This window comes from Comamonas sp., assembly GCF_009360615.1.
Lineage (GTDB): Bacteria > Pseudomonadota > Gammaproteobacteria > Burkholderiales > Burkholderiaceae_C > Comamonas.
The window spans coordinates 68,612-87,123 of record NZ_SPEY01000053.1 but is presented as its reverse complement, the minus strand read 5'-3'; the positions used below and the strand labels follow the sequence as shown (position 1 = coordinate 87,123).

Annotated in this window: 15 protein-coding genes, 1 tRNA gene and 1 riboswitch; of the genes, 6 read left to right on the top strand and 10 right to left on the bottom strand. The window is 64.5% G+C overall.

The window, feature by feature from the left end; genetic code table 11:
- Both E2583_RS15845 and E2583_RS15840 read left to right on the top strand, forming a co-directional pair.
- The coding region (locus tag E2583_RS15845; RefSeq protein ID WP_291597196.1) for a hypothetical protein at positions 1 to 189 on the top strand (189 nt) is incomplete at its 5' end.
- 62 nt (positions 190 to 251) lie between these two features.
- A tRNA-Met gene (locus E2583_RS15840) sits at positions 252 to 328 on the top strand.
- 238 nt (positions 329 to 566) lie between these two features.
- Here E2583_RS15840 and E2583_RS15835 read toward each other — a convergent pair.
- Complete coding sequence (locus E2583_RS15835) at positions 567 to 1,874, bottom strand: Glu/Leu/Phe/Val dehydrogenase (protein ID WP_043003323.1); 1,308 nt, start codon at positions 1,872 to 1,874, stop codon at positions 567 to 569.
- A gap of 209 nt (positions 1,875 to 2,083) precedes the next feature.
- On the opposite strand from E2583_RS15835, the gene E2583_RS15830 reads away from it, so the two are divergent.
- Positions 2,084 to 3,007, top strand: a complete 924-nt coding sequence (locus tag E2583_RS15830; RefSeq protein WP_291597195.1) for a fumarylacetoacetate hydrolase family protein — start codon at positions 2,084 to 2,086, stop codon at positions 3,005 to 3,007.
- Between the two features lie 159 nt (positions 3,008 to 3,166).
- On the opposite strand, the gene E2583_RS15825 is transcribed toward E2583_RS15830, so the two are convergent.
- The 3 genes from E2583_RS15825 to E2583_RS15815 form a co-directional block, all read right to left on the bottom strand.
- Positions 3,167 to 4,030: a PPK2 family polyphosphate kinase gene (locus E2583_RS15825; RefSeq protein WP_291597194.1), complete on the bottom strand. Its 864-nt coding sequence runs from the start codon at positions 4,028 to 4,030 to the stop codon at positions 3,167 to 3,169.
- A 93-nt stretch (positions 4,031 to 4,123) separates the two neighbouring features.
- Entirely contained in the window at positions 4,124 to 5,119 is a 996-nt protein-coding gene (locus tag E2583_RS15820; RefSeq protein ID WP_291597193.1) for a tripartite tricarboxylate transporter substrate binding protein, read from the bottom strand.
- 42 nt (positions 5,120 to 5,161) lie between these two features.
- Positions 5,162 to 6,376 (bottom strand): muconate cycloisomerase family protein, encoded by a 1,215-nt coding sequence (locus E2583_RS15815; protein WP_291597192.1) that lies wholly within the window; start codon positions 6,374 to 6,376, stop codon positions 5,162 to 5,164.
- A gap of 150 nt (positions 6,377 to 6,526) precedes the next feature.
- Here E2583_RS15815 and cynR point away from each other — a divergent pair, with 150 nt between their 5' ends.
- Entirely contained in the window at positions 6,527 to 7,423 is an 897-nt protein-coding gene (gene cynR / locus E2583_RS15810; protein WP_003059779.1) for a transcriptional regulator CynR, read from the top strand.
- A gap of 15 nt (positions 7,424 to 7,438) precedes the next feature.
- Here cynR and E2583_RS15805 read toward each other — a convergent pair whose 3' ends face one another.
- Complete coding sequence (locus E2583_RS15805) at positions 7,439 to 8,362, bottom strand: LysR family transcriptional regulator (RefSeq protein WP_291597191.1); 924 nt, start codon at positions 8,360 to 8,362, stop codon at positions 7,439 to 7,441.
- A 93-nt stretch (positions 8,363 to 8,455) separates the two neighbouring features.
- Between E2583_RS15805 and E2583_RS15800 the strand changes: the two genes are divergently transcribed.
- The gene (locus tag E2583_RS15800; RefSeq protein WP_291597190.1) at positions 8,456 to 8,959 is read left to right on the top strand and encodes a PACE efflux transporter; all 504 of its coding nucleotides are present in this window, start codon (positions 8,456 to 8,458) and stop codon (positions 8,957 to 8,959) included.
- A gap of 108 nt (positions 8,960 to 9,067) precedes the next feature.
- Here E2583_RS15800 and gltS read toward each other — a convergent pair whose 3' ends face one another.
- A complete protein-coding gene (gltS, locus tag E2583_RS15795) occupies positions 9,068 to 10,306 on the bottom strand; it encodes a sodium/glutamate symporter (RefSeq protein ID WP_291597189.1) in 1,239 nt (412 codons plus the stop codon).
- Positions 10,307 to 10,724: 418 nt separating this feature from the next.
- A riboswitch (S-adenosyl-L-homocysteine riboswitch) is annotated at positions 10,725 to 10,834 on the top strand.
- 36 nt (positions 10,835 to 10,870) lie between these two features.
- On the opposite strand from gltS, the gene metH reads away from it, so the two are divergent.
- Positions 10,871 to 13,630, top strand: a complete 2,760-nt coding sequence (gene metH, locus E2583_RS15790) for a methionine synthase (protein ID WP_291597188.1) — start codon at positions 10,871 to 10,873, stop codon at positions 13,628 to 13,630.
- A 151-nt stretch (positions 13,631 to 13,781) separates the two neighbouring features.
- Here the strand turns inward: metH and E2583_RS15785 are convergent, their stop codons facing one another.
- The 4 genes from E2583_RS15785 to cls form a co-directional block, all read right to left on the bottom strand.
- Positions 13,782 to 14,252 carry a hypothetical protein gene (locus E2583_RS15785; RefSeq protein WP_043370447.1) on the bottom strand — a complete coding sequence of 157 codons (471 nt, stop codon included), beginning with the start codon at positions 14,250 to 14,252 and terminating at the stop codon, positions 13,782 to 13,784.
- A 367-nt stretch (positions 14,253 to 14,619) separates the two neighbouring features.
- Positions 14,620 to 15,306, bottom strand: a complete 687-nt coding sequence (locus E2583_RS15780; RefSeq protein ID WP_291597187.1) for a GntR family transcriptional regulator — start codon at positions 15,304 to 15,306, stop codon at positions 14,620 to 14,622.
- An 8-nt stretch (positions 15,307 to 15,314) separates the two neighbouring features.
- Positions 15,315 to 16,655 (bottom strand): C4-dicarboxylate transporter DctA, encoded by a 1,341-nt coding sequence (locus tag E2583_RS15775; protein WP_291597199.1) that lies wholly within the window; start codon positions 16,653 to 16,655, stop codon positions 15,315 to 15,317.
- Between the two features lie 246 nt (positions 16,656 to 16,901).
- The gene (gene cls, locus E2583_RS15770; RefSeq protein ID WP_291597186.1) at positions 16,902 to 18,341 is read right to left on the bottom strand and encodes a cardiolipin synthase; all 1,440 of its coding nucleotides are present in this window, start codon (positions 18,339 to 18,341) and stop codon (positions 16,902 to 16,904) included.
- Positions 18,342 to 18,512 lie beyond the last annotated feature (171 nt).

Sequence of the window (18,512 nt, the reverse complement as noted above, 5' to 3'; positions counted from 1 at the left end):
CATTTGCCCAGCCAGCGCGGGCTGGTGCCGCCACAGGCGTTGCAGGTGAAAGTGGTTTTCTCTTTGGCCATGGGCGGCAACTATACCGACTGGCCCGCGCCGCAAATGCTGGCACCCATCGGTATCGGGCGACAAATTTCAGAGCCAGTAACCATAAAAAGCGCGTGTCTATATAACTGCTCCGCATGACAGGCCGATTTGGGCTACAATTGCGCCTATCGACACAGCAGCTGTTGTCGAGCACAAATTACCGCGCGATGGAGCAGTCTGGTAGCTCGTTGGGCTCATAACCCAAAGGTCGGAGGTTCAAATCCTTCTCGCGCAACCAATAAAAAAGCCTTCTGGAGACAGAAGGCTTTTTTCGTTGTGCTCGCACTACAACAGGTACATCCCAACAAAGAGATGCCGAGCAAGTGCCGCCGTGCGGCCCGGCCGCCCCGGCGAAGGCGTCGCTCCCTCCGTTGGCGCGAAGCGTGTGGGGAGAGGGCGCCCGGCTAGGGGCGCCCGGCCAGGGACGCCCGCCCAGGGACGCCCGCCCAGGGGAAGGCGCGTACGCCTCCGGGGGATTATGGATACAGGCCGCGTGCCTCGCGGGCGTGGAGAATGCGCTTGCAGGCCACGATGAAGGTGGCAGTGCGCAGCGTCACCTTGTGCTCCTGGGCCACGGCCCAGACGCCGGCAAAGGCTTCCTGCATGATGCGCACCAGGCGTGCGTTGATCTCGTCTTCGGTCCAGAAGAAGCTGGAGAAGTCCTGTACCCACTCGAAATAGCTCACGGTCACGCCGCCGGCATTGGCGATCACGTCGGGCAGAACCAGCACGCCTTTTTCATTGAGGATGTCGTCGGCCTCGGGGGTGGTGGGGCCGTTGGCACCTTCGATCACCAGCTTGGCCTTGATCTGGCCTGCGTTGTCCTTGGTGATCTGGCCTTCCAGCGCCGCGGGGATCAGGATGTCGCAATCCACGCCCCAGAAGTCGGCTGCATCCATGGCCTCGGCGCCGGCAAAGCCGCCCACGCCGCCGGTGTTGCCCACATGCTCCAGCAAGGCCGCCACATCCAGACCGTTGGCGTTGCGGATGGTGCCCGTATGGTCCTGCACGGCCACGACCTTGGCGCCGGCGTCGGCAAACAGCTTGCCTGCCGTGCCGCCCACATTGCCGAAGCCCTGCACGGCCACGCGTGCGCCCTGCACATTCAGGCCGGTCAGCTTGGCCGCTTCCACGCCCACCGTGAACACGCCGCGGCCCGTGGCCTCGACGCGGCCCAGCGAACCGCCCAGGTCCACAGGCTTGCCCGTGACCACGCCGGTGGCCGTGGCGCCCGTGTTCATGGAGTAGGTGTCCATCATCCAGGCCATGACCTGGCCGTTGGTGTTCACGTCAGGAGCCGGAATGTCCTTGGTGGGGCCGATCAGCAGACCGATCTCGCTGGTGTAACGGCGTGTCAGGCGCTCCAGTTCCGCCTTGGACAGCTGACGGGGATCGACACGGATGCCGCCCTTGGCGCCGCCGTAGGGCACGTTCACGGCCGCATTCTTGATGCTCATCCAGGCCGAGAGGGCCATCACTTCGGACAGCGTCACATCCTGGTGGAAGCGCACGCCGCCCTTGCCGGGGCCGCGGCTCAGGTTGTGCTGCACGCGGTAGCCCTCGAAGTGGGCGATGCGGCCGTCGTCCATCTCGATGGGCACGTCGACGACCAGGATGCGCTTGGGGCGCTTGAGTGTTTCCACCCAGCGGGCCAGCGAGCCCAGATAGGGGGTGACACGGTCGACCTGTTGCAGATAAATGCCCCAGGGACCGAGATGATCGGGGTTGAGGTAGGAGGGCAGAGCATGCGCTGTGGACAGCGCTGAAGAGTCTTTGGCTTGCATGATGAAGGCCTGGTTGACTGAGTGGAGCAAGGACTTTGCAAGCCCTTGCTGTCCGGGATTCACAGTGTGCGCGCGCCGAATTTTCCTGTCCAAGGCTTCTTGTTTGCGATGCTATGCGTTTTATGCATAACCATCTGAAAGCCGCTCTGGATGCGGGCCAAGCGCCCCATGGATGGCATGGGGGCAGGAAATTTGCCATCATTGCCGCCATGTCTGAAAACCAAGATTGCAAAGGCGGCTGGTGCGGCCCGGCTCCGTTTGCCAATACCCCTCCCATCGGTCTGGCCCCCGAACTGCAGACGCAGGATGAGGTGCTGCCCGACTGGAAGACGCTGTGGCCCGATTTGCCCGAAGACAGCTATGCCACGGCCGATGCGCTGTGGTGGTCGCGCCGGCTGGGCACGCCCCAGGCCCGGGGCGCCGATGTGGCTGCGCTGATGAGAGATGGTGCCGATGCCCGTGCCGTGCAAAGCGCACTGGCGCGCACCTGGAACTGGTGGCCTGCCGATCGTGCGCCGCGTTACTGGAAGTCCGGCGGGCCGGATCGCCAAGCCGCGCTGCTGCATGTGCCATTGCCCGAGGGCGGCATTCGCCAGGAAGATAGTCTGGTGCCCGCGCCCGAGACCGTCTTCAATCTGCGCGGTGCCGAGGCCGAGATCGCCCTGCGCATAGGCCGCGACGTGAGCGCCGCCGAGACCGCTGCACTGGATTACGACAGCGCGCTGGCGCTGGTGGACGCCGTCTGCGTGGCCGTGGAATGGGTGGATGTGCGCTGGCGTGACGGCACCAAGGCCCCGGCCCTGGCCCTGCTGGCCGACGGCCAGTGCCATGGCGGACTGGCGCTGGGCGAGTGGCAGAGCGCTTCCGTCATCGCCGGGCGCGACTGGGCGCAGCAGCGGTGCACGGTGACCGTGAATGGCGGCTCGCCGCAGCGCTTCACCGGAACGCACAGCCTGGGCGATCCGGCCTGGCTGCTGGTGGACTGGCTGCAGCATGTGGCGCGCGAATACGGCAGCGTGCCTGCCGGCACCGTGGTGACGACGGGAACCTGGTGCGGCTGTATGCCGCTGCAGGCCGGCGATCGCTTCGAGATGGCGTTTGACGGTCTGGGCGGACTGGGCTGGCAGTTCTGATCCATCCTGGCGGCATAAAAAAAGGAGCTTCTATCGCTTGTTGATAAATGATTTCAGATGCTTTTCATTCTGAAATTCATTGATTACAAGCGATATAAGCTCTTTTTATGAGAGCGAAGCGCAGGCGCCGATGTCCGCTGGCTGCGGGCGCTGTCCGTATCACCGGACCTGGATGTGATCCAGCCCCGGTGCGCCGGGCGGATATTTCAGTTCCAGGTTGCCCAGCACCTCGCGCAGCACCGTGGCCACCATCAGGTTGCGGTGCGTCTTGGAGTCGGCAGGGACAATGGTCCAGGGCGCCCATGGCGTGTGCGTGGCAGCCAGCAGCCGGCCGTAGGCCTGCTGATAGTCGTCCCACTGGGCGCGCACCTTGAGATCGTTCTCGTCGAACTTCCAGTGCTTGCAGGGGTCGTCCAGCCGCTGCTGCAGTCGCTCGCGCTGCTCGTCCTTGCTGATGTGGAGCATGAACTTGACGATCACCGTGCCGGTTTCGCTGAGCATGCGCTCGAAGTCGTTGATCTGCGCATAGCGCTGGGTCTGCTGCTCGGGCGTGAGCCAGCCGTTGACCACGGGCACCAGCACATCTTCGTACTGGCTGCGGTTGAAGAGCACGATCTCGCCCGCCCCCGGCGTTTGCTGATGAATGCGCCACAGGTAGTCGTGGGACTTTTCCACGTCGGTCGGCGCCTTCCAGCCCACGGAGCGCACGCCCAGCGGCGACATGCGACCGAAGACCGCGCGCAGCGTTCCGTCCTTGCCGGCAGCGTCCATGCCCTGCAGTATGACCAGCAGCTTGAAGCGCCGGTCGGCATAGAACAGGTTCTGCAGCACGTCCAGCTCCTCGGCCAGGGCTTCGACGCCGGCCTTGTCCTGGGCCTTGCTGCCGCCCGAGAAGGGCTTGGCGCCGGGGTCGAACCCGGCCAGCTCGCAGCGTCCGGCCTTGACGGCGGCGGCACCCGGTTGCAGTGCCTCCCAGCGTTCGCGCAGCGCAGCATCGCTGCTGGTGAAGATCGATTGCGGCATGGGCGGCGGCCTCCCTGGTGTGACGAGGCACCCAGCCTAGCGCATGGCCGGCGGCAGCTCAAGCGGCGGCCGACCCGCACGGTTGTGGCGCACTCAGTCCATCTGGATGCCGCGCTCGTTGATCAGCCGCGTCCAGCGCTGGCTTTCGGCCTGCAGGTGACGCGCCGCTTCCTCGGGCGTGGAGCCGACGACCTCGGCGCCGATGGCCTGGAAGCGCTCGATGACGTCGGGCTGCTTCATGGCGGCCACAAAGGTCTGGTTGAGCTTCTTCACGATGGCCGGCGGCGTGCCGGCGGGCATGAAGGCGGCGAACCAGGGCGAGACTTCATAGCCCTTGATGCCCGCTTCCTCCATGGTGGGGACGTCGGGCATGCTGGTCGAGCGCTTGGCCGTCGTCACGGCCAGCGCCCGCAGCTTGCCCGACTGGATGTGGGGTCGCGCCGAGGTGATGGAGTCGAACATGTAGTTGACCTGGCCGCCCAGCAGGTCGGAGACGGCGGGGCCCGATCCCTTGTAGGGGATGTGCAGCATGTCCACGCCCGCCAGCGAGGTGAAGACTTCGCCGGCCAGGTGGATGGAGGTGCCGTTGCCGGCCGAGGCATAGGTCAGCTTGCCCGGCGCGGCCTTGGCCGCGGCCACCACGTCGGCCACGCTCTTGATCTGGGGCTGGGTGGAGTTGGTGACCAGGATGTTGGGCACCACGGCCAGCACGCCCACGGGCGCGAAGTCCTTGATCGGGTCATAGCTGAGCTTGCGGTACAGCGGCTTGTTGGTGGCCATGCCGATGGAGGTGATCATCAGCGTGTAGCCGTCGGCCGGGGACTTGGCCACGAAGTCGGCGCCGATGTTGCCGCCCGCGCCAGGGCGGTTCTCGATGACGAAGGGCTGGCCCAGCGTGCGCGCGGCCTTCTCGCCCAGCGTGCGGGCGATGGCATCCATGGCGCCGCCCGGCGGGAAGGGCACGATCCAGCGAATAGGCTTGCTGGGCCAGTTGGCATCGGGCGTCTGGGCCTGGGCGGCGGGGGCCAGGGCGCTCAGGCCGAGGACGGCGGGCAGTGCGGCGAGGGTGCAGAGAAGGCGGCGTTGCATGGTGGATGTCTCCTGAAGATGAATGTTGTAGTTGGAGCGGTGTCAGCGGGCTGAGGGGGCAGGCGCAGACACGGGGGCGGATGAAGCTGCGGCGGCGAGGTCGATGTGCGTGGGTTGCAGGCCCTGGCGCGCGCGGTCGAAGCGGTCGAGCTGGGCCGGATCCACTTCCACGCCCAGGCCGGGGCCGTCGGGCAATTGCAGGGCGAAGTCGGCAATCGGCATGCGCTCGGTCACGATGTCGTCCACCAGCAGCTGGGGCCCGAACAGTTCGCAGTTGTGGTGGCGCCCGCCCAGCGTGGCGAACACATGGGCCGAGGCGGCCGAGCCTATCGAGGTTTCGAGCATGGTGCCGCCGTACCAGCCGATGTCGGCGGCCTGGGCGATGGCGGCGACCTGGCGCGTGCGCAGCAGACCGCCGTGCTTGGCGACCTTGAGCGAGAACACGTGGCAGGCCTGCTCGCGCGCCAGGCGCATGGCGTCGTGCGGCGTGCACACGCTCTCATCGGCCATGACCAGGGCCGTGGACGGCAGCGTGGCCGTAAGCTCGCGCAGCGCGGACACGTTCCACTGGGCCACGGGCTGCTCGATGAGGCTGACGCCGGCCTCGATCATGGGCGGCAGAAAGCGCCGTGCGGTGGCACCGTCCCAGGCCTGGTTCACGTCCACGGTCAGCGTCGCGCGGCCCTGCAGGCCGCGCGCGATCTGGCTCACATGGGCCAGATCGGCCTCGGGTGTCCGGGCACCGATCTTGAGCTTGAAGATGCGGTGGCGGCCCTGGTCCAGGCGAAGCTGGGCCTCGGCCAGGTCGCGTTCCACATCGCCGCTGGCCAGCGTCCAGGCCAGGGGCAGGCTGTCGTGCTGCTTGCCGCCCAGCAGCTGCCACACGGGAACCTGCAGGCTGCGCGCCACGGCGTCGAGCAAGGCCATCTCCACGGCGCTCTTGGCAAAGGCATTGCCGCGGCAGGCCAGGTCCATGCGGGCCAGGCAAGCCTCGATGCGCGCGCCGTCCTGGCCCGCGAGGGCCGGGGCCAGATGGTTGGTGATGGCGTGGTGGATGCTCTCGGGCGACTCCTCGTTCCACGACGGGCCGCCGATGGTGGCGGCCTCGCCGAAGCCCGTGGCGCCGTTGCGCAGCCACAGCTGGACGATGACCGGGCTTTGGCGGTGGATGGCGCCGAACGACAGCTTGTGCGGGCGTATGGTGGGAATGTCCAGGATGCGCGCGGTAATGCGTTCGATGGGGAAGCTGATGGTCATGGGCAAGAGGCCGTGAGGGCGGAGGGCGTTGGGGCGGGCAGCTGCATGGCTGCGATGGTCGCCAGCGTAAATCCATGAATGCTGTTGATCTACTGAATTATTTTTGAGGTATTGTTCGATGGCATCGATGTATCTACCTGGAAGCCGCCCATGGAACTGCGCCAGCTGCGCTACTTTGTCGACATTGCCAAGACCGAGCACCTGACGACCTCGGCGCGCAATCTGTTCGTGACCCAGTCCACGCTGTCGCACGGCCTGCGCCAGCTGGAGGAGGAACTGGGCATGGTGCTGTTCGAGCGCATAGGCCGTGGGCTCAAGCTCTCGCAGGCCGGCGTGGTGTTCCGCAACTATGCCGAGCGCGCACTGCACGAGATCGAGGCCGGGCGCATGGCGCTGGCCGATCTCAGCGAGCTGCAGACCGGCGCCCTTACGCTGGGCGTGATCCCCACCTTTCTCAACACCCTGGTCGCACCGGCCGTGGCGGCCTTCACGCGAGCCTATCCCAAGGTCAACGTGGTGGTGCGCGAGCTGCTGGCGCCGCCCGTGGAGGCCGGCCTGCTCGATGGTAGCCTGGACCTGGGCGTGAGCTTTCATCCGCCGCAGCGCACCGAACTCGAGGCCCTGCCGCTGTTCGACGAACGCATGATGCTGCTGGTCAATCCCTCGCATGCGCTGGCCGGGCGGCGCACGCTGGCGGTCAAGTCGCTGGCCGACGTGCCGCTGGCGCTGCTGCCGCGCAGCTTCTACACGCGCGGTCTGATCGACAATGGCCTGCGCGACGCGGGCGTCACGCCCAGCCTGCGTGTGGAAATGGGCTCGGTGGAATCGCTGATCGCGCTGTGCCGCTGGGGCGACATGGCCACCATCGTGCCCGAGCGCGCGGCCCAGCAGGCCAGCGATATGGTGGCGATACACCTGGTGGGCCCGCAACTGGTGCGCACGGCCGGACTGCTGTGGCGTCGCGGCAGCCATTACAGCGCCGCGGCGCGCGAGTTCGCGGCGCTGCTGGCGCCCGCGGCGCGCGCCAGCCTGGGGCGAGAAGCCTAGTGCCGCGCGCCGGGCTCAGCGGCCCGTGGGCTGCCTGCCCATGAGTTCCACAAAGCGCCGCGTGGCCAGGCCCTGGGGGCGTTCCTTGGACCAGACCCAGTCCACGAACAAGGTCGTGCCGTTGCTGAGGTTGAGCACGGGAATCTCCATCAGTGCGCCGCTGGCGATATGGGACTCCACCAGGCCTTTGGGCAGCCAGCCCCAGGCCAGTCCTGCGCCGATCAGCGACAGTGCTGCCTGGTGACTGTCCGTGCGCCAGAGCTGGCGCGCAAACACAAAGCGCGGATCGGTCTGCTGCGGGTCGCGGCTGGCCACCAGCACCTGGCGCGTGGCGGCCAGCTGCTCCACCGTGAGCTGCGGCGGTGCAGGGTGGCCCGGCTGCTGCTCGGCCAGCACCTGCCGCCAGGGCCCGAACTGTGGCGACATCACGGCCACCAGGGTCTCGCGGCCCATCTCCTGGAAACCCTCGCGCCCGTCCATGGCGGGACGCTCGAACACCAGGGCCAGATGGGCGCGGCCCGCATGCAAAAGCTCCAGCGCATCGACCTGGGGTGCGGCGAGCACCTCGATGGGCAGGGCCGGAAACTCGCGCACCAGCTGGTGCAGCGGCTCGCTCCAGTGCGTGGCCAGCAGCTCGGGGGCGATGGCCAGCGTCAGCCGTTCTTCCAGCCCCGCGTGCAGGCTCTGGGCCTGCCAGTTCAGCAGCTGCAGCTGTTCGGCCAGCAGGCGTGCCTGCGGTTCTAGCGCCCGGGCGGCGGCGCTGGGCACGGGCTCGCGTCCGCTGCGGTCGAACAGCTGCAGGTCCAGCTCGGCTTCCAGCTGGGCAATGGCCATGCTGACGGCCGACGGCACACGCCCCAGTTTGCGTGCAGCCGCCGAAAAGGAGCCGGCATCCAGCACGGCGAGAAACAGCGGGACCTGGTCGGCGCTAAAGGGCATGGTGTCGATCTGTCAGAAAAATTGATAGGAACTGACTTTTATCTTCAATTTCCGGAACATACACTGCGGCCCATGTCTCAACAAGCCTCAGCGATGGCATCCGCTTCCTCCTCTGCCGCGTCTCTCAAAAATACCGCTGCCTTTGCAGCCTCCATCAAAGCCACGGGCCTCCAAGGCCCCAAGCGCCGCATCCTCTACGTGGGCTTGTACGAAACCATTGCCATCATCGTCTCCAGCCTGATCTTCATGGCCATCGGCCAGAAGGCCAGCGATTCCGGCGTCATGGCCGTGGCCGCCTCGGTGATCGCGATCTGCTGGAACCTGAGCTTCAACTACCTGTTCGAGCAATGGGAATCGCGCCAGAGCGTCAAGGGCCGTTCCCTGATGCGCCGCGTGGTGCATGCCATCGGTTTCGAAGGCGGCATCGCCGCCATGCTGATCCCGCTGATGGCCTGGTGGTTCGGCATCTCGCTGTGGGAAGCCGCCGTCATGGAAGCCGGCCTGCTGGTGTTCTTCATGGTCTACACCTTTGCCTTCAACTGGGCGTTCGACCGCCTCTTCGGCCTGCCGGCTTCGGCCCAGGCGCTGGCGGCATGATTTGAGGCGCACTAGCCTCTGACGCTTGCCCTGAAAGCGCAAGCAACCATGAAAAAAAGCGTGTTCCTGCCAGACAGGGACACGCTTTTTTTGGGGCTGATGCAGCGATCAGCGAAGAATGCTGAGCATGGCCTGCAGCACAAAGGCGTTGATGATGTCGATGAAGAAGGCTCCGACCAGGGGCACGATCAGAAAGGCCTTGTGCGACGGGCCGTACTGGTTGGTGATGGCCTGCATATTGGCAACGGCCGTGGGTGTGGCGCCCATGCCGAAGCCGCAGTGGCCGGCGGCCAGCACGGCGGCATCGTAGTTGCGGCCCATGATGCGGAAGGTCACGAAGGCCGCATACAGCGTCATGACGATGGCCTGCGCGGCCAGAATGACCATCAGCGGGCCGGCCAGGTCGGTCAGCTCCCACAGCTTGAGCGACAGCAGCGCGATGGCCAGATAGATGGACAGCGCGGCATTGCCGAACACGTCGATGGCGCGGTCGAAGACTTTGAAGCCGAACATGTAGTCCAGCACGTTGCGGATGATCACGCCGCCGCCCAGCGCCCAGACAAAGGTTGGCAGCTGGATGGCCGTCCCCCGGGTCAGGCCGGTCATGAATTCGGCAAAGGCCAGGCAGCCCGCGAAGAGCGCCAGTGTCTCCACCGCCGCATCGGCGGTGATCAGACGCGGGGCCTTGTTGGGTGACTCGAAGTTGGCCACCTCGCTGCCTTCGCTCACCGCGGGTGCGTCGGCGCGCAGCTGCTCGGACTCGGTCAGCGGCTGGGCCAGCCGATGGCGCGTGATCAGCCGCTTGGCCAGCGGGCCGCCCAGCAGGCCGCCGATGACCAGGCCGAACGTGGCGCAGGCAATGCCCAGGGTGGTGGCTCCCGCGAGGCCGTATTGGTTTTCCAGCACCGAGCCCCAGGCTCCGGCCGTACCGTGGCCGCCCACCAGCGTGATGGAGCCCGCGACGAGGCCGATCAGCGGGTCCAGCCCCAGCACGCTGGCCAGGCTCACGCCCACAATGTTCTGCATCATGATGAAAACGGCAATCACGCCCAGGAAGATGAACAGCGCCGAGCCGCCCTCGCGCAGCTTGGCGAAGTTTGCGCTCAGGCCGATGGACGAAAAGAACACCAGCATGAACGCCGACTGCAGACCGCCTTCGAAACTCAGCGCCAGACCCGTAGTCTGATGCAGCATGAAAATGATGGCTGCCACGACCAGGCCGCCGGAGACCGGCTCGGGAATATTGAAGTCGCGCAGAAAGCGGATATGTCTTGTCATCAGCTTGCCCAGCATAAGCACAAGCACGGCCATGATGAGGGTGTAATACGCGCCGAAGGTCACGTTCATGAGGATCTCCAGGGGTTCCATGCGGTGGCCGAACGGCCTGTCCGGTGCTGGCAGACCGTCGGCTGCGCATGGCTGAGCATTCGGACCGGACATTCGCTGTCGATGGTGCCAAAGACTCAAAGATAGGGGCTGTAGGTGCTTGTCCACTCATGGCTGGCAGACCCGTCGGAGCCAGGTTGCCTGAGAGCAGCAAGCGGTGTGCGCCACGCCTTGCGGACGCGCACCATACCCTGAATATGCTTGAAGCGAGATGGCTGCATTCGCATTTTGCGAAATTACCTTTTGCCATGCTCCTCTTTTTGGGGTGTGGAAGGTCGGATCTGCTATAGCCGTCCGCAACGAGCGCGTCCCCACCGCCACGGGGGCAAAGCGCCTTGAAGCCCCGATCGCCCGCCCTCACCGTAGAATGTCGTGCTTCACCCCCGAGGAGCGCTGCAGCCGGTCATCCCAGAGATGTTTGACCCGTCAGGCTCGGGGTGGCAGATCCGGTTGACCATCTGCCCGTACTCACAACGGCGCTCACCTGTTTTCGATTCTGTTTCTGGTTTTCACACAGGTGAGCTGATGTCCGTTGCTACCCCTTCCACTGCCATTCCTCCGATGCGCCTGTCCGGCCTGGAGCCCGTCTTCATCGGTGATGAGACGTTGTTCGTCAACGTGGGCGAGCGCACCAACGTCACCGGCTCCAAGGCCTTTGCGCGCCTGATCCTGAACGAGCAGTACGAGGAAGCGCTGGCCGTGGCGCGCCAGCAGGTGGAAAACGGTGCCCAGGTGATCGATGTGAACATGGACGAGGCCATGCTGGACAGCAAGGCCGCCATGGTGCGCTTTCTGAACCTGATTGCCTCCGAGCCCGATATCGCCAAGGTGCCGGTGATGGTGGACAGCTCCAAGTGGGACGTGATCGAGGCCGGGCTGCGCTGCCTGCAGGGCAAGGGCATCGTCAATTCCATCTCCATGAAGGAGGGCGTCGAAGAATTCAAGAAGCACGCCAGGCTGGTCAAGCGCTATGGAGCAGCCGCCGTGGTGATGGCGTTTGACGAAAAAGGCCAGGCCGACACCTTTGCGCGCAAGATCGAGATCTGTGAACGCGCCTACCGCATACTGGTCGACGAAGTGGGCTTCCCGCCCGAGGACATCATCTTCGACCCCAACATCTTTGCCGTGGCCACCGGCATCGAAGAGCACAACAACTACGGTGTCGATTTCATCGAGGCCGTGCGCTGGATCAAGCAGAACCTGCCCGGCGCCAAGGTTTCAGGCGGCGTCTCCAACGTGAGCTTCTCCTTCCGCGGCAACGACCCTGTGCGCGAGGCCATCCACACCGTGTTCCTTTATCACGCGATTGCGGCAGGCATGGACATGGGCATCGTCAACGCCGGCATGATCGGTGTCTATGACGACCTGGAGCCACAGCTGCGCGAACGCGTGGAGGATGTGGTGCTCAACCGCCGCCCCGATGCAGCCGAGCGCCTGCTCGAGATCGCCGACAGCGCAAAGGGCGCGGCCAAGGACGACAGCAAGAAGCTCGAATGGCGCGGCACGGCCGAAAACCCCAAGACCGTGAGCGAGCGTCTGTCGCATGCGCTGGTGCACGGCATCACCGACTTCATCACCGAGGACACCGAAGAGGCCTACCAGCAGATCGTGGTGAAGGGCGGTGGCCGCCCGCTGCACGTGATCGAGGGTCCGCTGATGGACGGCATGAATATCGTCGGCGACCTGTTCGGTGCCGGCAAGATGTTCCTGCCCCAGGTGGTCAAGTCCGCGCGCGTGATGAAGCAGGCCGTGGCCCACCTGGTGCCCTATATCGAGGAGGAGAAACGCCAGCAGGAAGCGGCAGGCATGGACGTGACCAGCAAGGGAAAGATCGTCATCGCCACCGTCAAGGGGGACGTGCACGACATCGGCAAGAACATCGTCACCGTGGTGCTGCAGTGCAACAACTTCGAGGTCATCAACATGGGCGTGATGGTGCCCTGCCACGAGATCCTGGCGCGTGCCAAGGCCGAAGGCGCTGACATCATCGGCCTGTCGGGCCTGATCACTCCCAGCCTCGAAGAGATGCAGTATGTGGCCGGCGAGATGGACAAGGACGACTACTTCCGCATCAAGAAGATTCCGCTGCTGATCGGCGGCGCGACCTGCTCGCGCGTGCACACGGCCGTGAAGATCGCGCCCAGGTACGAAGGCCCCGTGGTCTATGTGCCCGACGCCTCGCGCTCGGTCAGCGTGGCGCAGAGCCTGCTGGGCGAAGGCAAGCAGGCCTATCTGGACGAGCTGAGCGCCGACTACGACAAGGTGCGCACCCAGCATGCCAACAAGAAGAAGACGCCGCTGTGGACGCTGGCGCAGGCCCGTGCCAATGCAGCCGTGGTGAACCATGCCCCTGTGGTGCCGCGCACCCTGGGCCGGCGCGTGTTCAAGAACTTCGACCTGGCCGAAATTGCCCAGTACATCGACTGGGGACCGTTCTTCCAGACCTGGGACCTGGCGGGACCGTACCCGGCCATCCTCGACGATGAAGTCGTGGGCGTGGAAGCACGCAAGGTGCTGGCCGATGCCAAGCTCATGCTGCAGAAGATCATCGACGGCCGCTGGCTGCAGGCCAATGGCGTGATGGGCCTGTTCCCGGCCAATCGCGTCGGCGACGACATCGTGTTCTACACCGACGAATCGCGCAGCCAGGTGCTGACCACCTGGTACGGCATGCGCCAGCAGACCGAAAAACAGGCCGTGGACGGCCCGGATGGACGGCCCGTGATGCGCCCCAGCCGCTGCCTGGCCGATTTCGTGGCCAGCAGGGAGTCGGGCATTGCCGACTATGCCGGCCTGTTTGCCGTGACCGCCGGCATCGGCGCCGAAAAGAAGGACAAGGAATTCGAAGCTGCGCTGGACGACTACAGCGGCATCATGTTCAAGGCCCTGGCCGACCGCCTGGCCGAAGCCTTTGCCGAATGCCTGCACCAGCGCGTGCGCAAGGATCTCTGGGGCTATGCCGAAGACGAGGACCTGAGCAACGAGGAACTCATCAAGGAAGCCTACAAGGGCATTCGCCCCGCGCCCGGCTACCCTGCCTGCCCCGATCACACGGCCAAGATCGACCTGTTCAAGGCGCTGCAGGCCGATGAGATCGGCATGACGCTGACCGAGAGCCTGGCCATGAACCCGGCATCCAGCGTGAGCGGCTATTACATTGGCAACCCCGAAGCGGCCTACTTCAACGTGGGCCAGATCGGCGAAGACCAGCTCGCCGATATGGCCCGGCGACGTGCGATGGATATCGAGGAGCTGCGCCGCTATCTGGCGCCAAACCTGGGCTGAACGCTGGCTGCCCCTGTGCTTGCCATTTGGGGCAAGGCCGCGACTTAAAGCTGCACTGCAAATCTTCCATGTAGAGAAAGGCGTGCATCACCACAGTCGGTAGCAGTCGGTGTCTTGCAGCCGGGTCATTGCAATGACCCGGCTCAAACAATTACTTTCCTGCCGATGTCACGGGCAGTTCGGAAGGAGGCGTGGGCTGGCCTTCCTTTTCGGTCGTGCGATCGAATACCAGGCTTTTGCCGAACACCAGTTGAACCCAGGTCGGGTAGGTGTACGCCGTCCCCTTGTTGTGGTCGATGATGGCACCAATACCGCCGCCAAGAATGATGTTCCCGAACATGCCGCCGTTGGCGCGGGAGATGGCCCTCGCTGTGGCGTCTGGATTGTCGGCTTGCTTGCAGACGATATCGAGATCTTTGCTGGAGCGGCGCACCTGAACAGTATCGCCAGACTTCACCGAGACGGTTCCATAGTCATTGGTGAGCTTGCACTCGGCATTGGTGATCAACGTATTGTTTTCACCCTTCGTTTCGACCTTCATCGGATGGGTGCTGTCGTTGACGACAGAAGCGCAGCCGACTACGCCGGTGCAGGCCAGGACAATGGCAATTCTTTGGAACATGGAAATGAGAAAGAAAGTGAATCCACAAGTGTAACAAAATGAACATTTTTGTTTCAACCGCCTCAGCTCATGGCCCAAGGGGTGAGCGAGTGCTACTCGGCTTACTTGCTGTCCCGCTGTGATTCGCGATCATTTGAGTGGGGGCGGCCGGTTCAAGGTATGGCGAGCCGTTGCTGGAGGTCTATCGTGCGCACAGGGGCGTAGGAAGAGCCCATGCGACAAGGACACAAGACAGAGCGGCGTATCCGAAGTTCAGCTGAGTCGCTGAACGGATCAGTCCGGCTGAATGCTCAGCCAGTCATGACATTGACCTGCAAAGCACTGCAACTTGAATGATGGCAGCCTGCTTTGCATTAGTGGAGCCAGGCTACTTCTTGAGCACAGGCGCCAGCGTGGCACGCAGTCGGTCGCCGGGCTCTTCGGTTTCGGGTGCGCGGATTTCCAGCGAGCGCTCCACCATGCCGATATGTTCCAGCAGCAGCGCCTTGGCACTCTCGGTGTCGCCGCGCTCCAGGGCGGCCACGATGCGTTCGTGCTCGGCGCAGGACTGGCTGGCGCTGTGCGTGGACTGATAGAGCGTGGCAGCCAGGGTGGTGCGTGCCGTCAGGTCGCGCAGCGTGTCGGCCAGCAGCCGGTGGCCCATCTGTTCTGCCAGGCAGACATGGAAATCCGCAAGCAGGAAGGCGCGCGTGGCGCTGTCCGCCCCGGCGATGGCTTTCTGTTCCTGGGCGATATGGCGGCGCAGCCGGGTGATGACCCGCTGCAGCGGCTTGCCGGCCTCCTGCAGTATGCCGGTCTCGATGATCCGCCGGGCAGAGAACGCGTCCATGGCCTCGGCCGCCGAGGGCTGGACCACGTACCAGCCCCTGCGGGCCTGGACCTGGACAAAGCCCCGGGCCTGCAGCTGCATCAGCGCTTCGCGCACCACGGTGCGGCTGACGTCGAAGTTGTTGGCCAGCTCCTGCTCTCCCAGTCGCTCGCCGGGTGCGAGTTTCTGGGCCAGGATGGCTTCGACGACGCGTTCCGCGATGTGCTGGGGAGAGGCAGGTGTCATTGCGTGGTTCAGTGGCTGGAATGAGGAATGGGGACGACGACAGGCGGCACCATAGCAGATGCGGGGTCGTCCTCCTCGGTCCGTGGCTCGGCCCTGCCGTCAAGTACCGCATGGGCTCGCTCGCGGTCGATGTCTCCTTCCCAGGCAGCGATGGCCACGGTGGCCACGCAGTTGCCGATCAGATTGCCCAGAGCGCGTGCAATGCCCATGAACCAGTCCACCGAAAGCACCAGCACCAGGCCGATCGCCGGGATGGCGGGAATCGCATGCAGGGTGGCGGCCAGCACGACGATGGCCGAGCCCGGTACGCCGTGCGCACCCTTGGAGGTCACCAGCGCGATGGCCAGGATGGTCAGCAGGTCGGACATGCTGATCGGGGTGTTGGTGGCCTGGGCGATGAAGACCGCAGCCAGCGTGATGTAGATGGAGAACGCGTCCAGGTTGAACGAGTAGCCGGTGGGAATCACCAGGCCCACGGTGGAGTCGCGCACCCCCATATTGCGCAGCTTGGCCATGATCTGGGGCAGCACGCTGTCGGAGGAGGTGGTTGCGAAGACGATGGTCAGTTCCTCGCGCAGGTAGCGCAGCAGCTTGATCAGACTGAATCCGGACAGGCGCATCACCAGGCCCAGCACCACGAACACGAAGATCAGCACCGAGGCGTAGAACAGCGCCACCAGCATGCCGAGCTGCTTGAGCGAGCCTATGCCGTACTGGCCCACGGTGAAGGCGATGGCACCCAGCACGCCCAGCGGTGCCAGCTTGATGATGATGCCCATGACCTTGAACAGGGCCATGGACAAGGTGTCCACCAGCTCGGAGACGGGCTTGCCGCGCTCTCCCAGCATGGTCAGCGCGCAGCCGAACAGCACGGCGAACAGCAGCACCTGCAGGACGTCGCCCTTGGCGAAGGCCTCCACCACGGTGGTGGGAATGAGCTTCATCAGGAAATCCACCGTGCCGCCGCTGGTCAGCTTGTCGGCATTGCTGGCATAGGCCGCCATGGCCGAGGCGTCGAGCTTGCTGGTGTCTACGTTCATGCCCACGCCGGGCTCGAAGACAAAGGCCAGCACCAGGCCCATGCCCAGGGCGATGGTGGTCAGCACCTCGAAATAGATCAGGGCCTTGACGCCCACGCGACCGACGCGCTTGAGGTCGCCCGCGCCGGCAATGCCGTGCACGACCACGCAGAACACCAGTATGGGAATGATCATCTTGATGAGCTTGATGAAGCCATCGCCCAGGGGTTTGAGTTTCACGGCCCATTCAGGGGCCAGCAGTCCGGCGAGCACACCCAGTATGAGTGCGATCACCACCTGTCCGAACAGTGATCTGACAAAGCGGCGCATAGTCGTCTTTCGCAAGTTGTGGAATCTTGTATGCAAGTTGACTACAACTTGCATACAAGAATGTAGGCAAGCGAAAGGCGTGCCAGCAGAGGGTATTCCTGCAGATTTCCGTCATTTCGAAGAAGGTCAGCCTTGACTTTCATGCATGAAATCAAGGGACTGTCCGTCCTGGTGCGAGACCGGCAGTCTGTGTGCACGCGCCTGGTGCGCGGTCGTGGCGCATGCCCAAAGCTTGGGCATAGGGGCCTACAGCAGAGGGCTCAGGGCACCCAGCAGGTTGTCCCAGATGCGTTTCCACCAGCGCGTGGCGCGCACCTGCTCCAGTGTCACCCTGTCGGAGTCGCGGAGATAGCTTTGCTGGCGCTGACGGATGGCAGCGGTGGTGGCTTCGTCGTGGAGCAACACGTTGTTCTCGAAGTTCAGGTCGAAGCTGCGCAGATCCAGATTCGTGGAGCCGATCAGGCTGACCGAGCCGTCCAGGCACAGGGTCTTGGCATGCAGCAGGCCGGGGCGGAATTCGTGGATATGGACGCCGGCCCTCAGCAGTCGCCAGTAATGGCTGCGGCTGACGGCGCCGACGATCCATGAGTCATTGCGGGCCGGCAGGATCAGCGTGACCTGCACCTGACGCAGCGCGGCGGCGCACAAGGCATCGAGCACCGTGCTGTCGGGCACGAAATAGGGTGTGGAGATCACGACCTCGCGCCGCGCGCAGGCCAGCAGGCAGGCAACCAGCTGGGGGGTGGAGCGTGCTCTTTCCGTCGGCCCTTCGGCGATCGCAAGAGCATGGAAGCCGCCCTCAGCGGCAACGGCTGCTTCGATTGCGGGGGGGGCCAGACGCGTATCGGACTGTGCCCAGTCACTGGCAAAGGCTTGCTGCATCTGCGTGACCACCGGGCCCTGCAGGCGCAGCATGATGTCCACCCAGGGAGCGTAGCGCGCCTTGATGTGAAAGCCCTCATCGGCGCAGTTCTGGCTGCCGCAATAGAAGATCCTGCCGTCTATGAGCGTGATCTTGCGGTGATTGCGCAGGTCGATGCGGCTGGTGAGCATGACCTTGAGCAGATTGCTGATGGGCAAGGCAATGGCCAGGTGCACGCCGGCCTGCCGCATCTGCTGCCACAGTGGCGAGCGCGTCAATGCGCGCGAGCCCAGCCCGTCGACCATGGCACGGCAGGTCACGCCGCGCTGTGCGGCACGTATCAGGGCATGGGCCATATCGGTGCCGGTGCCGTCGTCCAGCCAGATGTAGTACAGCACATTGATCTCGTGGCGTGCGGCATCCATGTCGGCCAGCATTTGCGCACGGGCGTGTGCACCATCGCGCATGAGTTCGGCCCTGTGGCCGGGCAGCGGCACAAAGCCGTTGATGGAAGAGGCATAGCGAAAGGCCGGCAGCCATTGACCGGGAATGGTCGGCAGTGCCTGCGGGCTGCGGTCGGCATCGGCAGCGGCGCTGCTCCGGGACTGGCAGAACTCGCGCACATTGAGTCTTCTGCGGCCGGGAACGCGGCCCAGGGCCACCTCGCCAAAAAGGTAGTACAGCAGGCAGCTCACATAGGGCAGCAGCACGATGACCATGAGCCAGGCCAGTCGCACGTCGGGCCGCATGTCCCGGCGCAGCAGGATACGCAGGCCGAAACCGGCGATCAGCAATACATGAAGAGTCAGCAGCAGCCAGGTCATGAATCAGTGCAGCAACGATGGACCTTGTCGAGCATAGCGGGCTCTGCACCAAGCACAAGCTGCAAGCCCTGATTCATATGCAATGAGCTTGAACTCTTTGATGAGAAAGCGCAGCCTGCTATCAGTAATGCAGCGAAAGAAGATAGACATGGCACTGGCATGGAACCTGCT